The 17,339-nt window shown below is 71.4% G+C and carries 13 protein-coding genes; 4 read left to right on the top strand and 9 right to left on the bottom strand.

The window, feature by feature from the left end:
* The first annotated feature begins 87 nt into the window (after positions 1–87).
* Both AVL59_RS42720 and AVL59_RS42715 read left to right on the top strand, forming a co-directional pair.
* Positions 88–561: a GtrA family protein gene (locus tag AVL59_RS42720; RefSeq protein ID WP_237281812.1), complete on the top strand. Its 474-nt coding sequence runs from the start codon at positions 88–90 to the stop codon at positions 559–561.
* Positions 542–2,017 (top strand): hypothetical protein, encoded by a 1,476-nt coding sequence (locus AVL59_RS42715; RefSeq protein ID WP_067315130.1) that lies wholly within the window; start codon positions 542–544, stop codon positions 2,015–2,017. The genes AVL59_RS42720 and AVL59_RS42715 overlap by 20 nt, the downstream gene beginning before the upstream one ends.
* A 117-nt stretch (positions 2,018–2,134) precedes the next feature.
* Here AVL59_RS42715 and AVL59_RS42710 read toward each other — a convergent pair whose 3' ends face one another.
* The 5 genes from AVL59_RS42710 to AVL59_RS42690 form a co-directional block, all read right to left on the bottom strand.
* Positions 2,135–3,337, bottom strand: a complete 1,203-nt coding sequence (locus AVL59_RS42710) for an IS110 family RNA-guided transposase (protein ID WP_443732255.1) — start codon at positions 3,335–3,337, stop codon at positions 2,135–2,137.
* Between the two features lie 362 nt (positions 3,338–3,699).
* The gene (locus AVL59_RS42705; RefSeq protein ID WP_067315128.1) at positions 3,700–5,364 is read right to left on the bottom strand and encodes a glycosyltransferase family 2 protein; all 1,665 of its coding nucleotides are present in this window, start codon (positions 5,362–5,364) and stop codon (positions 3,700–3,702) included.
* A complete protein-coding gene (locus AVL59_RS42700; RefSeq protein ID WP_067315127.1) occupies positions 5,361–7,571 on the bottom strand; it encodes a CDP-glycerol glycerophosphotransferase family protein in 2,211 nt (736 codons plus the stop codon). The genes AVL59_RS42705 and AVL59_RS42700 overlap by 4 nt, the downstream gene beginning before the upstream one ends.
* Before the next feature lie 103 nt (positions 7,572–7,674).
* A complete protein-coding gene (locus tag AVL59_RS42695; protein ID WP_067318443.1) occupies positions 7,675–8,520 on the bottom strand; it encodes an ABC transporter ATP-binding protein in 846 nt (281 codons plus the stop codon).
* A 22-nt stretch (positions 8,521–8,542) separates the two neighbouring features.
* A complete protein-coding gene (locus AVL59_RS42690; protein WP_067315125.1) occupies positions 8,543–9,457 on the bottom strand; it encodes an ABC transporter permease in 915 nt (304 codons plus the stop codon).
* Between the two features lie 201 nt (positions 9,458–9,658).
* Here AVL59_RS42690 and AVL59_RS42685 point away from each other — a divergent pair, with 201 nt between their 5' ends.
* Positions 9,659–10,285: a TetR/AcrR family transcriptional regulator gene (locus AVL59_RS42685; protein ID WP_067318441.1), complete on the top strand. Its 627-nt coding sequence runs from the start codon at positions 9,659–9,661 to the stop codon at positions 10,283–10,285.
* Between the two features lie 153 nt (positions 10,286–10,438).
* Here AVL59_RS42685 and AVL59_RS42680 read toward each other — a convergent pair whose 3' ends face one another.
* The 4 genes from AVL59_RS42680 to AVL59_RS42665 all read right to left on the bottom strand — a co-directional run bounded on the left by AVL59_RS42680 (position 10,439) and on the right by AVL59_RS42665 (position 15,373).
* Positions 10,439–11,374: an ADP-ribosylglycohydrolase family protein gene (locus AVL59_RS42680; protein WP_067315123.1), complete on the bottom strand. Its 936-nt coding sequence runs from the start codon at positions 11,372–11,374 to the stop codon at positions 10,439–10,441.
* 9 nt (positions 11,375–11,383) lie between these two features.
* A complete protein-coding gene (gene galE, locus AVL59_RS42675; protein ID WP_067315122.1) occupies positions 11,384–12,364 on the bottom strand; it encodes a UDP-glucose 4-epimerase GalE in 981 nt (326 codons plus the stop codon).
* An 82-nt stretch (positions 12,365–12,446) separates the two neighbouring features.
* Positions 12,447–14,057, bottom strand: a complete 1,611-nt coding sequence (locus AVL59_RS42670; protein WP_067315120.1) for a glycosyltransferase family 2 protein — start codon at positions 14,055–14,057, stop codon at positions 12,447–12,449.
* 44 nt (positions 14,058–14,101) lie between these two features.
* A complete protein-coding gene (locus tag AVL59_RS42665) occupies positions 14,102–15,373 on the bottom strand; it encodes a glycosyltransferase family 87 protein (RefSeq protein WP_208870540.1) in 1,272 nt (423 codons plus the stop codon).
* Positions 15,374–15,644: 271 nt separating this feature from the next.
* On the opposite strand from AVL59_RS42665, the gene AVL59_RS55345 reads away from it, so the two are divergent.
* Complete coding sequence (locus AVL59_RS55345; protein ID WP_237281963.1) at positions 15,645–17,318, top strand: glycosyltransferase family 39 protein; 1,674 nt, start codon at positions 15,645–15,647, stop codon at positions 17,316–17,318.
* The last annotated feature ends 21 nt before the right edge of the window (positions 17,319–17,339 follow it).

The following is a 17,339-nucleotide window of genomic DNA, read 5'->3' as shown; positions in this document are numbered from 1 at the left end:
GCCGACGGCTTGCCGATGTTTAGGGAAAACTGAGCAATGAATTTACCGTTTACTGCTAATCGGGATGTTTCGGCTAGGGTCTGGGCTGTGACAGTGAACCTCACCGAGACCCGCCCGGCGCCTGTCGCGCCGGCTCCGGACCGGCCGGTCACGCGCGTCGTGCTGGAAGTAGTGAAGTTCGGGGTCGTCGGCGGCAGCGGTGTCCTCGTCAATTTCCTCGTCTTCAATCTGCTGCTGCACGGCCTGCGCCGGCAGGCGATGACCGCGACGGTCCTGGCCAGCTGTATCGCGATGGCGACCAATTACCTGGGCTTCCGCTATTTCGCCTATCGCGACCGGGACTCGCGTACGCGCAACCAGATCGTGCTGTTCTTCGTCTTCAGCGGTATCGGTGTGGTGATGGAAATCGGCCTGTTCTGGGCCGGTTATCACGGGCTTGGCCTGAACAGTGTGTTCGAATCGAATGCGGTGAAGGCGCTGTCCATCGTGCTCGCCTCCGCATTCCGTTTCCTTGTCTACCGAACGTGGGTGTTCCAGCAGGATGCGCGCCGCCCCGCCTAGTACCGCGAGCGCCGGCCGGGCGCTGCCCCAGGCGGCCGCCGCGCTCGTCCTGGTCCTTCTGCTCCTGGTGATCGTCCGCCTGCCCTGGGCGGGCGATCTCGGCATGCACGCGGCGACCGTGCAGCGGCTGCGGCACAGCCTGCTCCACCCCGGCAACCCGCTGGTCGACGCCGACACACCGAGCCCGTACTACTCGCCGTGGATGCTGGTGCTCGGCTGCCTCGCCAAGCTCACCGGTCTCTCCGTCTTCGACGTGCTGCGCATCGGCGCGCTCGTCGGGCTCGGGCTGCTGGTCACCGGCGTGTGGCGGTACGTCCGCACGCTGAGCGCCCACCGCGCCGCGCCCGCCCTGGCCCTGCTGAGCCTGGTCTTCCTGTGGGGCCCGGTCCTGTTCAACTGGAGTGGCTTCCTCGGGCTCAACTCCCTCGCGCTGACGGTCGCGTACCCCAGCGTGCTCGCGCTCGGTCTCGCCTTCCACTTCTGGGCGTGGCTCACCCGGGCGCTGCGGGGCGAGACCGGATGGGGGAGGTGGCTCGCGCTCGGTCTGCTGTGGGGGCTGGTCCTGCTGTGCCACCAGTTCACCGGGGTCGTGGCGACGCTCGGCGCTCTGGCCATGGTGATCGCCGCGCGGCCGGCCCCGCGGGTGCTGCCGCGGCTCGGCGCCGCGCTGGCCCTGGGCGTGCTCCTGCTCGGGCTCTGGCCGTACTACGACTTCTTCGCGCTCTTCTCCGCGGGCGCGGATCTCGAAGCGATCCACCGGCCGCTGTACGACGATCTGGCCGCGCGGTTCGGGCTGGTCCTGCTCGGGATCGTGGCGCTGGGCATGCGCTGGCGGCGTGACCGCTGGGATCCCTTGGTGCTCTTCTTCCTGCTCGGCGCGCTGATGTTCGCCGCGGGCGGGCTGAGCGGACACTACTCGTGGGGCCGTGCCCTGCCCGCCGCGCTGATCCCGGCGCAGCTCGCGGCCGCGCTGGAGGCGGTGTCGGCGGGGAAGCGGGCGGTGCGGGTCGGATGGGCGTGTGTGCTGGGCGCCGCGCTGGCCGTGGGGGCGTGGACTCAGGTGGGGATGCTCGGGTATGCGGTCGGGCGGGATGCGCTGCCCGGGCCGGTCGCGGCGAAGTACCGGGAGCCGTGGGTGGGGTACCAGTGGATCACGCCGTGGGTGAAGTACGGGGATGTGGTCATGGCCCGTACGTTTGCGGCGCGGCAGATTCCCGCGTACGGGCCGTACACCGTGGCGCCTGGGTATCCCGATGTGTTCCTGCCGGATGAGGCGAGGCGGGACGCGGCGGTGACGCGGTACTTCGCGGCGGGTACGTCGGCCGAGGTGCGGCGGGGGATAGTGCGTGAATACCGGGTGCGGTGGGTCGTCGGTGCGAAGGGGCTGGCCGAGGCGGGGTTGCGGCAGGTGGCCACGGGCCCGCGGGGGCAGGTGCTGTACGAAGTGGAGCGCTGAGCCGGTGCTGGGCGGGGACGCTCACCGGCACTGGCAGGGCGCCGCTGCGCCTACCCGTGCCGTCCTGGGGGTCCCCCCAGGCCCTTGAGGCACGGGGGGGTGCCCCTATGACTTTGGTCAAGGGGTGATCGGGGTTGGGGGTTGGTAGAAGGTGCCGTCGCGGAGCATGGCGAAGAGCACGTCGGCCCGACGTCTGGCGAGGCAGAGGAGGGCTTGGGTGTGGTGCTTTCCCTGGGCGATCTTCTTGTCGTAGTAGGTGCGGGAGGTCGGGTCGGCCAGGGCAGCGAAGGCGGAGAGGAAGAAAGCCCGCTTGAGCTGCTTGTTTCCCCGGCGGGAGGGCTGTTCGCCGCGGATCGAGGAGCCCGAGCTTCTCGTTGCCGGGGCGAGGCCGGCGTAGGCGGCCAAGTGGGCGGCGGACGGGAAGTTGGTGCCGTCGCCGACGTCGATGAGGATGCGGGCTCCGGTCCTGATGCCGATGCCGGGCATGGACATCAGGACCTGGGAAAGAGGGTGGGCCTCCAGGAGTTCCTCGATCCGGTGAGCGAGGAGTTTGCGCTGGTCGAGGACTGCTTGGAGCGAGTCGGCCAGGCTGGGGACGATCAGCGCGGCTGCGTCCGTGCCCGGGACGATGACCGTCTGTTCGTCGAGTGCGGTGAAGACCTCGTCGATCAGCCGTTCCGTCATCCTGGGAGCCTTGGGGCGGATCAGGGTGATCAGCCTTCGGCGTCCGGCCTTGCGGATCTGGGCTGGGGAGCCGAACTGGCTGAGCAGTTTCAGCACGGCGGGGTGCTGCATGCGCGGGCCCAGGACGCGTTCGAGGTGAGGGTGGACCTGGGTGAACAGGCCGCGGAGCCGGTTGGACAGTCGGGTGGCTTCGGCGGCGAGGTCGTCGTCGAAGCCGACGATCATCTCCAGCTCGGCGACGGTGGCGTCGTCCAGGTCGAGCGAGCGCAAGGTGTGCGGCATGGCGCGGGCTGCGTCCGCGATGATGAATGCGTCGCGGGCGTCGGTCTTGGCCTCGCCGGGGTAGAGGTCGGCTATCCGCCGCATCGTGAGGCCGGGCAGATAGGCGACCTGGCAGCCCATGTCGCGGGCGACGGCCAGCGGCAGGGCCCCGATCGTGGCCGGCTGGTCGACGACCACGAGGACGGTGCCGTGCTTGGCCTGCAGTTTCGCGAAGACCTCACGGAGTTTGGGCTCGCTGTTGGGCAGCCGCTTGTCGAAGGCTTTCTTGCCGGCCGGGGTGACGGCGGTGGCGTGGTGTTCGCCCTTGCCCACGTCCAGGCCGAGGTAGACGTCGATGTCGCGGGTGTCGATCACGTGCAGTGTCCTCCGGTCGTACTCGTCCGGCCCTGCCACGGCACTGATCGCCACATCCACATTACGAAGAGCCTCCCGACCTGGGGAAAGGCCGGTGGTCATGCCCCTAATCAGCGGTCTGTCAGTGCCTCCGGAGCTGGTGACACCACCCCCCAGGCCATGCACTCGACAAGGGGAGGCAGTCATGCCAACTCCGAAGGCCGGTAACCCCGTTGCGGGGCCACGAAGACGGTAATGGGGGGGAGAGACACGACTGCCCGCAGCTGCGCGAGCCGTGCAGCTGCGGGCATTGCAACTCCCCAGGGGCGCGGGGACTGCGCGATCAGCCCCCCACGCGCCCGCAGGTGAAAAGCGGCCGGAAACTACCTCAGCACACTCGCCACAAGCCGCGCCGCATTGCGGACCTTCGGGCGAGCCACCTTCCGGATCACCGGGCGGATGACACGGGCCGTCATGCCCACGGGGCGCCAGCGGATCTGGAGGCGGCCGGGGTTGCGGCCCTCCGGCTCGACGGTGATCTCGTGGGGAGTGGCGCCCGAGCGGTAGTCGACACGGGCCCTGACGGGCGTGAAGTCGAGGGGCGCCAGGAGCAGACCGGAGTGGGCGAGGCCCTGCTGTACCAGGCGGAGCAGCGGGTGGCGCACTCCGTCGAAGCCCTGCACGGAAAGCTGTGCCGCCGCCAGGTCGAGCCGGACACGGCCCTCGAAGACGCCGGGACGGATCGGGTCCAGACGGAAGGGAACCGTCATACGGCGGCGGGAAGGAGCCAGCACCAGACTTGCGCGCTGCGGGCCCACCGGGAGTCGCAGCCCGGGGTCGTAGGTGCGGATCGCGAGGGTGAGGGTGGCCCCGGGGCCCGGGGTCAGCTCGGTGATCTCGTGCCGGAAGTGGGCGTGGGGGAACGGGCGGGTGTCCAGCTCGAGGTCACGCACGTCCAGTTCGCGGCGGGCCCGGTCGTCCGAGGGCACGATCTCGCCCCAGTACGTGGCGCCGGAGTCGTCGCCGGTGACATGCCGCGGCGCCACCGGATGCCCCAGGCCCCGAGCCGCCAGCCGGGCGTCGGACAGTCGGCCGTCGCGCAGGAGCTGGAGAACGACCCGTTCCGTACGGGGCAGACGGGTGAACGCGCCGTCGGCCAGCGTCTCCAGGTACGGGTTCATGATCTCGGCGAAGGCCTCCAGCCATTCGTCGTCCCGGTAGGGAAGATCACCCGCGTACATCCGGAAGTCGTGCTTGAGGAACTTGAAGTCCTTGTCCTCCCGCAGCCCGGCATGCCCGCTGCTGACCAGGAAGTCGTCGATCAGCCGCTGGACATGCACGCGGTCGCGGACGTTCGTGACCTTGTGCCGCTGGTTGGAGATGGACGCCGAGGCCGCGGCCGCGAACGGGTCGATGTACCACACGTACACCGGGTCCGGGATGATCGTGAACGCCTTCGCCAGGCAGTACGCCTGTGCCGAGAACAGCTGGTCCTCGTAGTGGATGCCCTCGGGGAAGCGGAGCTGGTGGCTGTCCAGGAACGCGCGGGCGTACATCTTGCTGGTCGACAGGTGCTCGAACAGCAGCCGGGGGTCGGAATCGATGCCCTCCACGGTGCGGTGCTCGGCGACCAGGTGCGGCATCCAGGTCGAGCGGCGCCCGTTGTCCACCCGTACCCGCCGTACCGCGCCCATGGTGAAGTCCACCTCGCGCTCGCGGTGCGCGGCCAGCAGCAACTCGACCGCGCGGGGCGGGAGTTCGTCGTCGCTGTCGAGGAACATCAGATACGGCGCCCGGGCGATCTCGATGGCCCGGTTGCGCGGCGCGCTGCAGCCGCCGCTGTTCTCCGGCAGGCGCAGGTAGCGGATGCGATGGTCCTGCGCGGCCAGCTGACGTGCCACCGTCGGCGTGTCGTCGGTGGAGTGGTCGTCACTGATGACGATCTCGATGTTGGAGTGGGTCTGGGCGAGCAGGGAGGCGACCGCCCGGGGGAGCCGGGCCGCGTCGTTGTAGACGATGACCGTCACCGTGACGTCGGGGGTCGTCATGCCGTGGCCTCCTCGGGGGTCGGGGCGGGGGTGCGTTCTTCGATCGGGAGTACCGGGGGCAGCGCCTCCTCGGGTTCGCCGAGGAAGACCCGGCGCACGACCCGTTCGGCGGCGCGCCCGTCGTCGTACTCGCAGAACCGGCGCCGGAAGGCGGCGCGCGCCTTGGCCGCGCTCTCGTCGCGCCAGTTGCCCGAGAGGAAGATCTGCGCCAGTTCCTCCTGGGTGCGGGCCACCTGGCCCGGTGCCTCGGTCATCAGATCGAAGTAGACGCCCCGGGTGGTCCGGTACGTCTCCCAGTCGTCGGCGTAGACGACGATCGGGCGGTCGAGGTTGGCGTAGTCGAACATGATCGACGAGTAGTCCGTGACCAGCGCGTCGGCGGCCAGGCACAGCTCCTCGACGGGGTCGTAGGAGGAGACGTCGATGATCCGGCCGGAGCGGCGCAGACCGGTCAGCGGGGATGCGGCGCCGCCGTAGAAGTAGTGGGCGCGGACCAGCAGGACCGTGTCCTCGCCGAGGCGGTCGGCGAGCGCGGCGAGGTCGAGGCGCGGGGTGAAGCCGGCCTCGTAGTCCCGGTGGGTCGGCGCGTAGAGGACGGCCGTCTTGCCGGGGGCGATGCCGAGGCGCTCGCGGGCCGCGCGGACGTCGGCCGCCGTGGCGGAGTAGAAGACGTCGTTGCGCGGATAGCCGTGGTCCAGCGAGGTGTAGCGGGCCGGGTAGGCGCGCTCCCACATACGGGTGGAGTGGCTGTTGGCGCTGACGCTGTAGTCCCACTTGTCGATGCGGGCCAGCAGCGCGGCGAAGTCCAGGCCCTTGGCGGCGGCCGGGTGCTCCATCTGGTCCAGGCCCATGCGCTTGAGCGGGGTGCCGTGGTGGGTCTGCAGATGGATCGCCTCGGGGCGCTTGACCACCGCGTTGGGGAAGTTGACGTTGTTGACGAGGTACTTGGCGGCGGCCAGCGTCTCCCAGTAGCTGCGGGTGCCGGGGATCACGTGGTCGGTGCCGGGCGGCAGCAGGGCCGCGTTCTCCTTGTTCACCACCCACACCCTTCGGATGTGCGGGGCGAGCTCGGCGAGCTTGGCGGCGATCGCGGCCGGGTTGCAGGAGACCCCGCGCTCCCAATAGGCCGCGAACACGGCCAGGTTCGGGTCGACGGGACGGCTGAGCGCCCTGTGGTACTGCTGGTCGCGGAGCTTCGCGCCGAGCTGGCGCTTTCGGGTCCGTACAGCCTTCTTGGCGGCGCGGCGGCTGCGGTTGGCGGCCTGGAAGGCGCGGTACTTGGTGTAGGCGCCCTCTTCGAGCAGGGCGTGCCGGACGCCCTCGATCCCGGCCGGGCGCTCATGGCCCTCGGGGCGCCAGCGGACCGCGGCCACGGAGGCGCGGCGGAAGAACTCGCGGGCCACCGCGTCGGGCAGGTCCTCGCCGGCGAAGGTGCGCACCAGGTCGCGGACCATCAGGTCGTACAGCACCGCGCGGGTGGCGCGGCGGTCCTTGGCGAGCGAGAGCAGCGACTCGTACCGGTCGATCAGCGCGAACCGGACCTCGGGGGCGAGCTGCGGCAGGCTCTCGGGGCGCAGCTTGCGGTGCTCGTACGCCACTTGGTTCAGACAGGCGACGCGGTCGGCGTGCAGCAGGGCCGCGTGGGCGGCGTACGGCTCGTCCTCGGTGGTCAGCTGCTCTTCGTGCGCCCGCCAGAAGGCGGTGCGCAGGGCGCGGGTGCCGAGCAGCGGGGTCAGACGCAGCAGGTCGGCAGCCTCGTTCAGGGCCAGGTCGGCGCGGCCGGCGCCGGCCAGCAGGCGGCCGTCGCGGGAGGTGGCGGCGGCGGTCTGCCAGGTGGTGGTGACGTGGTCGAGGAGGAGCACGTCCACGGGGGCGCCGGTGGCGGTGTCGTCCAGTTCGGCCGTGCGCTCGGCGATCAGCCGGGACGCCCCGGCGGGCAGGCCGTCCTTGGCGTGCACGAAGTGCAGCCAGCGGCCGGACGCCCGCGCGGCTCCCGCCGCCCGGGCCGCCGCGTCACCGGTGCCGTCCGGCAGGGACACCACGACCGTTTCGGGGGAGTGGCCCTCGGCCGTCTCCCGTGCCCAGTCGCCGACCGCGGCGACGATCACCTCGGCGTCCGGAAGCGGTCTGGCCTCCAGCGAGTCGAGTAGTTCGGTCAGATGCCCCTGGGCGTTCGGCCCGTAGACGATGATGCTGAGTTGGGGCATCGCTGGGGACTCCTTCGGCTCGTCGTCTCAGGGAGGCACCTTTCATAACATACTGTCACTAGAAGTATGAAAGGGATAACCGCGTCTGAGGTAAGAGGGGTGCTCAGGAAGGAAGAGGGACTTTCGTCGCCCCTGGTTTCGCTTCCGTCTGCTTCGGCGTCACTTTCTTCGCCGTCTTGTCGCTCTTGTCGCCGGTGAAGGCTTCGTACTCCTTCAGGACGTCCTCGGTCGGCCCGTCCGCGCGCAGCACGCCGCGCTCCAGCCACAGCACCCGCTCGCAGGTGTCGCGGATCGACTTGTTGTTGTGACTGACCAGGAAGACGGTACCCGCGTGCTGCCGCAGCTCGCGAATCCGCTCCTCGGAGCGCACCTGGAACTTGCGGTCGCCGGTGGCGAGCGCCTCGTCGATCAGCAGGACGTCGTGGTCCTTGGCGGCGGCGATGGAGAAGCGCAGCCGGGCGGCCATGCCGGAGGAGTACGTCCGCATCGGAAGGGTGATGAAGTCACCCTTCTCGTTGATCCCGGAGAAGTCGACGATGTCCTGATAGCGCTCCTTGACCTGCTCACGGGACATGCCCATGGCGAGACCGCCGAGGTAGACGTTGCGTTCGCCGGTCAGGTCGTTCATCAGGGCCGCGTTGACGCCGAGCAGTGAGGGCTGGCCGTTGGTGTAGATGTGGCCGCTCTCCACCGGGAGCAGTCCGGCGACCGCCTTGAGCAGCGTCGACTTGCCGGAACCGTTGGTGCCGATGAGCCCGATCGCCTCACCCTTGTAGGCGACGAACGAGACCTTCTTCACCGCGTGCACCTTGCGCACGCCCGCCGCCTTCTCGGCCTTCTCGCGGCGCAGGATGCGGTTGAGGGCGGCGGTGGCCGAGCCGCGGCCCGCGCCGGTGCCGTTGACCCGGTAGACGATGTCGACGGCGTCGGCGACGACGGTGGGGATCATGTCGGTGTTCTGGGGGGTCTGCTCAGCCACGGCCGTACGTCTCCTCAGCCTTCCAGAAGTAGATGAAGCCGCCGATCCCGGCGAGCAGGGCCCAGCCGGTGGCTGCCGCCCACACGTGCGGGGGCAGCTGCTTGCCGTGGAAGCTGTGGATCAGCGCGTACCGCATGAGGTCGATGTAGACGGCGGCCGGGTTGGTCTCCAGCAGGACCGTGACGATGTGCGGCAGGTTGTCCTTCTTGGTGAGCTTGCTGATGCTCCACATCACGCCGGACACGTACATCCAGGTGCGCAGCACGAACGGCATCAGCTGGGCGATGTCCGGGGTCTTGGCGCCCCATCGAGCCATGATCATCGACACGCCCGCGTTGAAGACGGACTGCAGGATCAGCGCGGGGATCGCGAGCAGCCAGCGGGGCGTGATCGGGATGCCGAAGGACAGGATGATCACGACCAGCGCGGTCATCGAGAACAGCAGCTGCTGGAGCTGCTGGAGACAGAAGGAGATCGGCAGCGAGGCGCGCGGGAAGTGCAGCGCGCGGACCAGGCCGAGGTTGCCCGAGATCGCGCGGGTGCCCGCCATGATCGAGCTCTGCGTGAACGTCCAGATGAACACGCCCGTGACCAGGAAGGGGATGTAGTCCGGCACGCCCTTGCTGGTGCCCAGGAGCACGCCGAAGATGAAGTAGTAGACCGCCGCGTTCAGCAGCGGGTTCATGACCTGCCAGACCTGGCCGAGCTTCGCCTGGCTGTACTGGGCGGTGAGCTTGGCGGTGGCGAAGGCGGTGATGAAGTGGCGGCGGGCCCAGAGCTGGTGGACGTACTCCGGCAGGGAGGGGCGGGCGCCGCTGACCGTGAGACCGTGTCGGGCGGCCAGCGCCGCGAGGTCGTCGTCGGCCGGGACCTGGGTCGGGGGCGGTGTGTGGAGGACCTGGCTCACATCCGCTGCTTTCGCTCGGGGGAGGGGGGTGCGTCCGGCTGCCGCCGGGGTCGAGCGGTCCCCCTCCGTCGTCCGGCGTTTCCTTACGCTTCTCTTCACGTTCTCTTACGACGGGACGGGACCGTATCGTCGCAACGTGAGCGTAGAACCATCGACCGTCGGAACGCAACCGTTTCGTCGTAACGCCCTATGCTGGTCCGCATGACGACGAACGCCGACGAGGCCCCGAAGCGTGCGCGCCGCCGGGCCCCCGCCGGGGCCGCCGTGCTCCGGGAGGACGTGACCGAGGCCATCCGCGCGGCCGTCTTCGAGGAGCTGGCGGCCGTCGGCTATGCCCGTATGTCCATCGAGGGCATCGCGCGGCGGGCGGGCGTCGGCAAGACGGCGGTGTACCGACGCTGGCGCTCCAAGCTGCACCTGGTGCTGGACGTGGTGTCGGCGATGGCGGTACTGGGCCTTCCGGTGCCGGACACCGGCTCCCTGGAGGGCGACCTCCGCCTCCTGTACGAGGTCACCTCCCGCGCCCTGCGCCACCCCGTCGCCTCGCAGATCATTCCCGATCTGCAGGCGGAGGCGGCCCGCAATCCCGATATCGCGGAGGCCATGCAGAAGGCGCTGCGGGACGGGCAGGAGGGGGTTGCCAGCAAGATCGTGGCGGCGGCGGAGCGAAGGGGTGAGGTGCGGGCCGGGGTCGACGCCGATCTTGCACTGGATCTGATCTCCGGTCCGCTGTACTGGCGCTCGGTGGTGATCCGCTCCCCGAAGCTGCCGAAGGGATACCTGGAGAAGCTGGCACGCGCTACGGCGGGTGCGCTGAAGGCGCTGTGAGGGTGCCGGCAGGTGTTGCGGCGCGGATGCGGGTACGGCCGCTGTGACTCCCCAGGGGCGCGGGGAACTGCGCGACCGGCCACCGCGCGCCCGCAGCCGGAGGACGGCCCGCATGGCGACGGCGGCTACCCGCACGGCGGCGGTCGCTGTCCGCTACGCCAACCGCTGACCCAGCTCCCGCAGATCCGGCGCCCGCAGTATCCGCCCCCCGAACCCCGGCAACGGCACATGCACCGCCTCCGCCCAGCGCAGCGGCACCGCCGCGCTGCCGTACACCGCTCCCGCCAGCGCCCCGGTGACCGCCGCCACCGTGTCCGTGTCGCCGCCCAGGTCGATCGCCGCGCGGACCGCTTCCTCGTAGGACCTCGTCGTGCGCAGCGCCCAGAGCGCCGAGCCCAGGCAGGGCCAGACCGCTCCGTTGAACTCTGTGGCCAGGTCCGGGTGCCAGCCGGGGGAGAGGACGGTCGTGTAGCGGTCGCGGTGGTCGGGGTGGAGCGCGGTCAGGGTGGCCGGTACGGCGGTGAGCGGGTCCGTTCCGGTCAGGGCGATCCGGATCAGCTCGTGGAGGACGGCCGTGCCCTCCCAGGCCGCGGGGTCGCCGTGGGTGAGGGCGGAGAGACGGCGGGCGGCGTCCATCGTGGCCTCGCGGCCGTGGCGGGCGAAGCGGACCGCCGAGGGGGCCGCCCGCATCAACGCCCCGTTGCCGGCCGCCCGTTGGCTGACCTGGAAGTGCTCGGCCGCCGCCGTGTCCCAGGGAGCGCCACTGCTCAGGACCGCCTCCGTCTGCAGGCCGATGTCCTTCGGATCGGCCGCCGCCCACCGCTGGAAGCGCCGGAACACGTCCGGCAGGTCCAGGCCGCCGCGTTCCAGCAGCGACTCGGCGGTCAGGACCGCCAGTTGGGTGTCGTCGGTCGCCTCACCGGGGTCCCAGCCGCCGCCCCCGCACATCTCGCCGCCGTGCCCGGGATACGGGAAGCGGGCCGAGAAGGCGCCTTCGGGACCGAACTCGAAGGGCGCTCCCAGGGCGTCGCCCACGGCTGAGCCGAGCAGGGCGCCGACGGCGCGTTCGGTGCGCGAGGGGGCGGTCATCCGGGGAGCTTACGACCGCGCCGCCTCCGGATGCAGCCGTACCCAGCCCTCCCAGGCCGAGGCGATCATGTCCTGGACGTCGTACTTCGCCGTCCAGCCCAGCTCCGTGGCGATGCGGTCGGCGGAGGCGACGACCCGGGCGGGGTCGCCGGGGCGGCGCGGGGTGACGGTGGGGGCGCGGTCGTAGCCGGTGACCGCGTTGATCTGGTCGATCATCTCGCGGACCGAGACGCCCTCCCCGCGGCCGATGTTGAGGGTCAGGTCGTGGCCGGGCGTGGAGCCGAGGGCCCGGGCGACCGTCACATGGGCCTCGGCCAGGTCGACCACGTGGATGTAGTCGCGGACACAGGTGCCGTCGGGGGTCGGGTAGTCGTCGCCGAAGACGCGCGGGGGAGCGCCCTCGGTGAGCTTCTCGAAGACCATCGGGACGAGGTTGAAGACCCCCGTGTCCGCCAGGGCGGGGGTGGCCGCGCCCGCCACGTTGAAGTAGCGCAGGGACGCGGTCGCCATGCCGGTCGCCCGGCCCGTCGCGCGGACCAGCCACTCGCCGGTCAGCTTGGTCTCGCCGTAGGGGGACAGGGGCAGACAGGGCGTCTCCTCGGTCACGAGGTCCACGTCCGGCATGCCGTACACCGCCGCCGACGAGGAGAACACGAACGACGGCACGCGCGCGGCCGTCACCGCCTCCAGCAGGACGCGCAGGCCCTCCACGTTCTCCCGGTAGTAGTGCAGCGGCCGGTCCACGGACTCGCCCACCTGCTTCTTCGCCGCGAGGTGGACGACCCCGGTGATCTCGTGCTCGGCCAGGGCGCGGGCCACGCTCTCGCCGTCCAGGACGGAGCCCACCACCAGGGGCACCTCCTGCGGCAGGCGCTCGGCGACGCCCGTGGACAGGTCGTCGAAGACCACCGTCCGCTCGCCCGCCTCGGCCATCGCGCGTACGACGTGCGCCCCGATGTATCCGGCGCCGCCGGTGATCAGCCAGGTCATGTACTGCTGTCCCCTCGTCGACCGGCCGGTGGCGGCCGGTGGCTCTGTCTCGGTCCCGTGTGTGTGCCGTGCGGCCCGGTTCTCAGTGAAGCAGGCGGCGCAGCCGGCCCCCGGCGATCGTCATGACACCGCGGATCCCGGTGGCCACGCGCAGGGCGAGGGCGCCGGAGTGCGTGGCGTACGGCTGGACCAGCAGCACACCGTGCCGGACGTTCGGGACGGCACGGCGGCTCAGCCGGCCGGCGCCCGTGAGGGCGTGCGCCGTGACATCCCGGCAGGTGCCGTCCGCGAAGCGCACGGTCAGGCCGAGATCCCAGGTGCCCGCGCCGAGCGCGGCCAGGTCGACGGACACCTCGGCCGACCAGCCGTCCTCGCCGGAGGGTGTGAAGGCGGCCGTGGCGCGCTGGGCCGTGCGCCCGCTCTCCCTGTGCTGCCACTCCACCTCCACCTCCTGCGGCCCGGCCTCGGCCATCCGCCCGTACAGCTCGTGCAGCCGCAGGCGCAGGCGGGTGCCACGTGCGCGCGGCCGCAGTTCGCCGTCCACGGCGAGCGGGAGCTGGCGGGGCGGGCGGGTCAGGAAGGGGGTGAGGGTGACCTGGGGGAGGTCGGTGGACCAGACGGGCGTGCCGTCGGGGACCCGGGCGTAGGGCGGGAGGAGCCGGGCCGGGCGGGCGGCCAGCTCCTTCAGACGGGGCAGGTCGCTCGGCTCGGGGGATTCCAGGACGACCCGGGCGAGCAGTCGGCCGGGTGCCGTCGGGTTCAGCTCCCAGTCGGCGGCGTCGTAGCGCGCGAGATACTCCCGGGTGTGCGCCCACCACGCGCGCTGGTAGTGCGCGTCGCGCAACCCCAGCTCGCGTGCGTACATGCGCACCTCATGGTCCAGGAACTTGGCCCGCGTGGCCCGCGCCAGCTCCTTCTGGCCGGCGCCCAGCAGAATGTCGTACGCCAGCGCGCAGGCCTCCGTACGCGCCTTCCAGTTGTCGATGCGCCCCCGGTCCAGGGAGAGCGACAGCCGCTCGGCGGACCGGCGCACATGCCACACGTACACGAGGTCCGGTACGAGTGCCATGCGCGGCGTGGCGGCCAGCACGCGCGCCGTGAAGACGATGTCCTCGTAGAGGAAGCGCCCTTCGGGGAAGCGGATGTCGTGCCCGCGCAGGAAGTCGGTCCGGTACAGCTTGTTGACGCACAGTGTGTCGTGGACCAGACGCGGCCGCTGCGCGGGCTGCGCGAGGACGGTGTGTGCCGCGTAGAGGGGCTCCTGCCAGGGCTGTTCGCTCCCCGAGGGCAGCTCACGGCGCACGCACAGACCGCTCGCGACCTCGGCGTCCGCCCGCGTGGCCGCCGCCAGCAGCGCGTCCACCGCACCGGGCGGCAGCACGTCGTCGCTGTCCAGGAACATCACGTACGGTGTCGTGACCGCGTCGATCCCGGTGTTGCGCGGGCTGCCGCAGCCGCCGCTGTTGACCTCCCGGCGCACCACCCGCAGTCTGGGTTCCTCGGCGGCGAGCCGGGCGAGCAGCTCGGCGCTGCCGTCGGTGGAGCAGTCGTCGACGGCGACGACTTCTGCGACGGCCGGTCCCTGGCCGAGCGCCGAGTGCACGGCGTCGGCCACGTGGGCGGCGTCGTTGTAGCCGATGACGACGACGCCGACCTGTGGGGTCGGCTCTGGGGCGGGCGGGTCAGGAAGCATGGATTCCACAGGCTGGGAGCGTAGAAATCTTCGGTAATAAGCTGTTAAGAGACGCTTAGCGCTCGATCCTGAAGACGGTCGGAATCGGGTCGGGGTTCCGTCGCGGCTGCGGAGGTTCCGGCGGGCGGCCGTGCGGAGTGCCACAGGCGGACGAAGGACAGCACCGCCGCGGCCGCCAGCAGTCCGTTACGGGCCAGCATCAGCAGGCAGCCCGTCCAGGTGCCGTCGACCACCTCGCGGTAGTACATCGGGAAGACCACGCTGCTCAGCGCGCTCGATGCGAGGACCAGCAGGGCCACCGGGCGCTGGCTGGTGTACCGCGAGGTCAGGCACACGGCGGCCAGGCCGAGCAGCCAGACCATGTACTGCGGGCTGATGACCCGGCTGGTGGCGGTGAACAGCAGCACCGCGCTCAGCGCGGCGTCGAACGGTGTGGCCTCGCTCCAGTGCCGCGCCCGCACCCGCCACAGCAGCAGCAGCCCGAAGGCGGCCGCCGTGAGCCCGAGGGAGGCGCCGGCGACGGCGGCCACGTGCGGGCCGGTCAGTTCGATCGAGCCGTACTGGTAACGGGACCGGCCGTGCCAGCCGAGGTGCCGCGCCAGGTTGAGCGCCGTACCGCCGAGCGACTCGATCTGTACACCCCGCCCGCCCTGCTCCCGCAGGAAGGCGAGTGAATTGTTGAACGAAATCGCCAGGAGGGTCAGGGTCGCGGCCCCGACCGCCGCCGCCCACGTCCACGCCGTCCGGGACGTACGCCCCCGGGGCGTCCCCAGCAGCACCAGCGCCGGCCACACCTTCACCAGTGCGCCCAGTGCTCCGAACACGCCGCCCGAACGCGGGGAACGCGCCAGCGTCAGCAAGGAGAGGACGGCGAGCGCGGTCACCTGCACGTCGTACCGGGCGAGCGGCAGGTGCAGCAGCAGCGGCAGACCGCCGGTCCACAGGACCGCGCCGAGCAGGCTGCGGCCCGCTCGCTTCCCCACGCGGACCAGTGCCGCCGCGACCAGCGCGTCCGCGGCCAGCGTCAGCACGACGAACGCCTGAAAGTACGTCAACCAGGGCAGCAGGCCCGGAGCCAGCAGCACCACGCCCGCGCCGGGCGGGTACTGCCATGTGGTGTCGTGTGCCGGGAACGCGCCGTGCGACAGGACGTCGTACCAGTGGACGTACAACCGCCACACCTCACGTGTCACCGAACCCCCGCCGAGCAGGCGTGCGCTGCTGTGGGTGAGCAGCCACAGCATGAGCGCGCGGGTGGCGAGCCAGACGACGGTGAGGGCGAGGACCGGGCCGGGGGTGACACGGGGACGGTTCATCACGTGGGAGCCTAATGCGCGCGGATGGTGTATCCATGCCGATACGCCGTCAATGAGCGGAAAAGGTTGGGTAATCGCAAAAGATCGAGCCGTGGTGAACCTCAGGCCTCTTGTGAAACCGCAGTCGCGCAGGGCCGCCGCAGCGGCGGCCGCCGTACCGACCGGCACAACGACCGATGCGGCGAGTGGTGCGCCGAGTGCGCCCGATGCGCCGGGCCGCGTCCCCTCGCGCGACCGGCACGCGGTCGCCGTGTCGGTGCCCGCGCTGGTGATGTTCGCGCTCGGGCTCTGGGGTCTGGACCGCGGCGGGATGTGGCGTGACGAGGCGGTCACCTTCCAGGTCTCGGGCCGTACGGTGCCGCAGATCTGGCGGCTGCTGCACGAGGTGGACGCGGTGCACGGCCTGTACTACCTCCTCATGCACGCCGTCCTCGCCGTCCACCCCGGCGAGGTCGTCCTCAGGCTTCCGTCCGTCTGCGCGGCGGCCCTCACCGCGGGCCTGGTGGCCGCGCTCGGTGCCCGGCTGGTCCGGCCGCGCGTCGGGCTGTGGGCCGGGCTGCTGTACGCGATCTCGCCGATGGCCGGTCACTACGCGCAGGAGGGCCGCTCCTACGCCCTGGTCGCGGCCGGCGCCACGTGGGCGACGCTGCTGTTCGTCCGGGCCGTGCGGCGGGGGTCCTGGTGGGGGTACGGCGCCGTCCTCGGCGTCACCTGCTGGCTGCACGAGTTCGCGGTCCTGCTGCTGCTCGCCCACGCGGTGTCGCTGGCGCTGGCCCGGGCGGGGGTGCGGGTGTGGCGGGGGTGGGGGTGTGCGGCGGGCACGGTGTCGCTGGCGCTGCTGCCGATGGTGCTCGTCTCGCGCGAACAGTCGGCGCAGGTGGCGTGGTTGCGGGTGCCGACGGTGGAGACGGCGCAGGGTCTGCTGCGGACGTTTCTCGGGCCGGCGGACGGGATGTACTGGACGTGTCTCGGGCTGGCCGTGCTGGGGCTGGCGGGGTTGGCGGGGCGGCGCGGGGAGCTGACCTGCGCGGGGGTCTGTCTGCCGTTGGCCGTGGTGCCGCCGGTCGCGTTGATGCTGGTGTCGCAGGTTTCGCCGCTGTACGTCGACCGGTACGTGCTCTATGCCCTGTCGGGGGCGCCGGTGTTGGTGGCGGCGGGGGCTGAGCGGATGGCCGGGGCACTCGGCCGCCTGCCGGCCGCCGGCCGCCGTGTGCCCGCCCTCCCCCACTCTCGGCTCCGCTCGAGTGGCGGGCCCCCCGTCGCCCTGCGGAACGACTGCCCACACGACGACGAACCGCCGAAGAGGTGCCCCGCACCGCGCGACCGTCCGCATGACGGTGGGGCGTTGAACGGGCCGCACTCGTCCCACCCCCCGCCTGCCGTCCCCCGACCCGGACGAGTGCGGCGCCCGCTGATCGTCGGCGTCCGGTGGCTCGGTCGGCCGTCGCAGGTGGCTGGACTGGCCGGTGTTCTCGGGCTCGTGCTCGTCCTTGTCCAGCAGTTCCCGCTTCTTCGCGATGACCGCAGCCCCGAACGCCGGCCCGATGACCTCGCCGCTGTCTCCCGGGTCGCCGCGCGGCGGTTGCGGGCCGGGGACTCCGTGCTCTTTCTGCCGGCGCAGGCGCGGAACGTGGCGCTCGCCTACCCGGGGGCGTTCCGGGGGGCCCGGGACGTGGCCCTGGCGGAGAGCGGGGCCGAGTCCGGGACGCTGTACGGGCGGGAGGTGGACCCGGGCACCCTGCGCCGCCGGATGGCCCGGCTCGACCGGGTGTGGGTCGTCGCCGACCGGGATCTGCTCGCCGGGCGCTGGAAGCCGGGCAGCCACGTCGAGCGGGCCAAACTCGCCGTCCTCGCGCAGGAGTTCGTTCCCGGGCGGGAGTTAGTGCAGGGCGAGGTGGCCGTCCGGCTCTACGTCCGCCCGAGCCGGGTCGGCGGGGCTCCGTGAGCCCTTGCTCCCGAGCCCCTT

The sequence above is a fragment of the Streptomyces griseochromogenes genome (assembly GCF_001542625.1).
GTDB classification, from domain to species: domain Bacteria; phylum Actinomycetota; class Actinomycetes; order Streptomycetales; family Streptomycetaceae; genus Streptomyces; species Streptomyces griseochromogenes.
Note: the sequence above shows the minus strand (reverse complement) of the source record. Positions and strands in the feature narration are given on the sequence as shown.

What these genes read in the sequence shown, in the direction of transcription:
- AVL59_RS42715 (WP_067315130.1), top strand. Translation starts at nt 542, where the DNA reads ATGCGCGCCGCCCCGCCTAGTACCGCGAGCGCCGGCCGGGCGCTGCCC.
- AVL59_RS42705 (WP_067315128.1), bottom strand. Translation starts at nt 5,364, where the DNA reads ATGACGACCCCCGACGTCACGGTGACGGTCATCGTCTACAACGACGCG.
- AVL59_RS42700 (WP_067315127.1), bottom strand. Translation starts at nt 7,571, where the DNA reads ATGCCCCAACTCAGCATCATCGTCTACGGGCCGAACGCCCAGGGGCAT.
- AVL59_RS42695 (WP_067318443.1), bottom strand. Translation starts at nt 8,520, where the DNA reads ATGATCCCCACCGTCGTCGCCGACGCCGTCGACATCGTCTACCGGGTC.
- AVL59_RS42685 (WP_067318441.1), top strand. Translation starts at nt 9,659, where the DNA reads ATGACGACGAACGCCGACGAGGCCCCGAAGCGTGCGCGCCGCCGGGCC.
- AVL59_RS42680 (WP_067315123.1), bottom strand. Translation starts at nt 11,374, where the DNA reads ATGACCGCCCCCTCGCGCACCGAACGCGCCGTCGGCGCCCTGCTCGGC.
- galE (WP_067315122.1), bottom strand. Translation starts at nt 12,364, where the DNA reads ATGACCTGGCTGATCACCGGCGGCGCCGGATACATCGGGGCGCACGTC.
- AVL59_RS42670 (WP_067315120.1), bottom strand. Translation starts at nt 14,057, where the DNA reads ATGCTTCCTGACCCGCCCGCCCCAGAGCCGACCCCACAGGTCGGCGTC.
- AVL59_RS42665 (WP_208870540.1), bottom strand. Translation starts at nt 15,373, where the DNA reads ATGAACCGTCCCCGTGTCACCCCCGGCCCGGTCCTCGCCCTCACCGTC.
- AVL59_RS55345 (WP_237281963.1), top strand. Translation starts at nt 15,645, where the DNA reads ATGTTCGCGCTCGGGCTCTGGGGTCTGGACCGCGGCGGGATGTGGCGT.